2 protein-coding genes are annotated in these 2,462 nt (G+C 69.9%); one reads left to right on the top strand and one right to left on the bottom strand.

Annotation, left to right across the window (positions count from 1 at the left end):
* Positions 1–888 precede the first annotated feature (888 nt).
* Positions 889–2,004: a transposase gene (locus tag ABZS66_RS61335; RefSeq protein ID WP_354774180.1), complete on the top strand. Its 1,116-nt coding sequence runs from the start codon at positions 889–891 to the stop codon at positions 2,002–2,004.
* A 171-nt stretch (positions 2,005–2,175) separates the two neighbouring features.
* Here the strand turns inward: ABZS66_RS61335 and ABZS66_RS61330 are convergent.
* Positions 2,176–2,462: hypothetical protein (locus ABZS66_RS61330; protein WP_354774178.1), on the bottom strand; the 287-nt coding region annotated here is incomplete at its 5' end.

The raw sequence follows: 2,462 nt of genomic DNA, 5'->3' as shown, positions 1-2,462 counted from the left end.
ACCTCCTCGATCCGCAACGGACGGTCGAACCCGGTGACGACGGCCGCCTTCATGACGATCACTCCTTCGGCCGGGACACCGCCCTTGGTCCGATGCTCGGACCGACAGGCGGGCGGCACACGAGGCGAAGGAATTGCCACCGCAGGGCCATTGGTCCCGTTCAAGCCTGGCAGACCTCCGAGAACTGTGATCGGCGTCGAAGAAAAGGCATGGACAGTTGCCGATCTTTGACGCACGACACGATCGCACCTCCACGCCGAGACGGGCACGGCAGTTCGCCCCGACGTCGTTAGCGGCGTGGCGGGAAGCAGTCCGGTATCTCAGCCGGGCACAACTGACACCCTCGGCGACGCTGCGGTGCGGCCCGGTCGTAGTCGGCGGCGTAGAACACCTCAGTTGCCGCGCTCAGCGCAACGCGGGGTGTTCATCATGGGTGTACGAGTCGGCAGTGCGGGCCGTGGATTGACCGCCCGGCAGGGTGATCATGTCCATTCCGACGGCCAACAGTTCGGCGCGAGGTGCCGTCGCCGCATTGCGCCTCGCGGGAAGCACAGGAAGCACAGGAAGCAGATGCTGCGGTAGCAGCGACGTATACGCATCTCCCGACGAGCGCGGCGCCGGGCGCGCGGCCGCCGAGCGGCCATCGACCGGCGCCACACCGAACGCTTCGGCGCTGCTAGGCCGCCGTCGGATGCGCCGTTGGGTCAGCGCCGCCCGGGCAGGCGTTCCCGCCGATCGCGCTGCTGGCCTTTCTACCAACTGAGCGAGCGGCCAACGTGCCAGCGCGGTTCGCACTCTGGCCACCTGGCGGTTACGGCTGCAACCGGCTGAAGATGCCGACCCGCGCCTTGAGAAGCTGCTCAAGAAGCTCACCGACGGCGTGGGTTGATGCCGATCCGCTGGTATCGCGGCACGTTCGGCCTTTCCGGGCGGCGGTTGCGGGTGCCGACCGGGGCCGGCTCGGCGTCGTTGTGGGTGCGCCTGGACCGTGACGTGCCCTGTCCGGTGGGGCTGGTGCGGTCGGTGACGCTGCTCGCCGACGCCGGCCGGCTGTGGGTCGAGGTCACCGCCGAGGTCCCGGTCACCGCCGAGGTCCCGGTCGCCGCCTACCCGCCCGATGGGGCACCGGATCCGGGCCGCTTGGCTGGCGTCGATCTCGGTGTGATTCATCCCTATGCGGTGGCGGGGCCGGGCGGGCAGGGGCTGTTGGTCTCCGGCCGGGCGGTCCGGGCCGAGCACCGCCTGCATCTGGCCGACACGAAGGCCCGCCGCCGGGCGGTGGCCGCCCGGGCGCCGGAGCCCGGCCAGCGGGGGTCTCGGCGGTGGCGGAGGTACCGCCGCCGCAGCCGCCTGGTCGAGGCCCGCCACCGCCGCCGGGTGCGGCAGGCGCAGCACGAGGCAGCCAGGACCGTCGTCGCCTGGGTGGTGCAGCATAGGGTCGGCACCTTGACCGTCGGCGACCCACGCGGCGTGCTGCAGCTTGATGCGGGTCGGCGGCACAACCTGCGGGTGCGGCAGTGGCAGGCCGGCCGGGCCATCGCTGTACTACGGGACAAGGCCGAACTCGGCGGGATCACCCTGCGCCTGGTCGACGAACGTGGTACGTCGTCGACCCGCCCCGCCTGCCGACGGCGGGTGCGGAAACCGGCCGGGCGGACCATGACCTGCACCACCTGCAAGCTCGCCGGGCACCGTGACCTGTTCGCGGCCGCCACCACCGCCACCACCGCCACCCGAACCCTGGGCGGCGGATCCACCACGGTCGCGCCAGTGGTGCCGACTGTGGTCACGCACCGTCGAGCGGGACGGCATCTTCCTGGTGCCAGACCGTCCCGGCGTGACCCCCGCCGCCACCCAGTGACGGCAGGAGGGTCGGTTGGCCGGCTGAGGCCCGCCCCACCACCACCCGAAACGGTCATGGCGGGGAGCCGCTCGACCGCACCACACGCCGAGGAACCACAACACAAACACCAACCCGGTAAACGTAAGTGGTCACAGCACTAGCGTCCGCCCGTAAGCACACCGACGACTGCGGGCGCTAGAGCCGCTTGACAATGGAGACCTGGCCGCGGTGCCACTGGAGCCTCGCCGGCCGCATCGTGCGCACGGCGTTCCAGCCGGGACCGCAGGGTTCGGCGAGGTTGGCAGGTCGCAGTACGCGTCGCTGTCACGGGATCACGATACGTAGCGGATGACCGAGCCGCGTTCCGCACGCTGCGACTGGCACCCGGCACGCCGGTCGGAAAATCTGGCCAAAGCAGTGGCTGAGCCTTTAGCTGTTGCTGAAATCCCGGTGAGATCCGCTTTTCGTATCGACGATTGTCGAGAAGATTGCGTTACTGTACGGCTGTGCGATTGCGGCGAATCACACTTCGGCGAATCACCTGTACCCGTACCGATGCAGAAGACGGAGCCATGAGAACCAGGAAGCTCATCCTCGCCGCGACCGCCGCCGCCCTGGC

This window comes from Dactylosporangium sp. NPDC005572, from assembly GCF_040605515.1.
In the GTDB taxonomy this organism is placed as follows: Bacteria; Actinomycetota; Actinomycetes; order Mycobacteriales; family Micromonosporaceae; genus Dactylosporangium.
The sequence above is the reverse complement of the archived record's forward strand: the minus strand, read 5'-3'. Positions and strand labels throughout refer to the sequence as shown.

Bases quoted from the DNA above. Each gene is read 5' to 3' on its own strand.
- ABZS66_RS61335 (WP_354774180.1), top strand. From the start codon at position 889: ATGCCGATCCGCTGGTATCGCGGCACGTTCGGCCTTTCCGGGCGGCGG.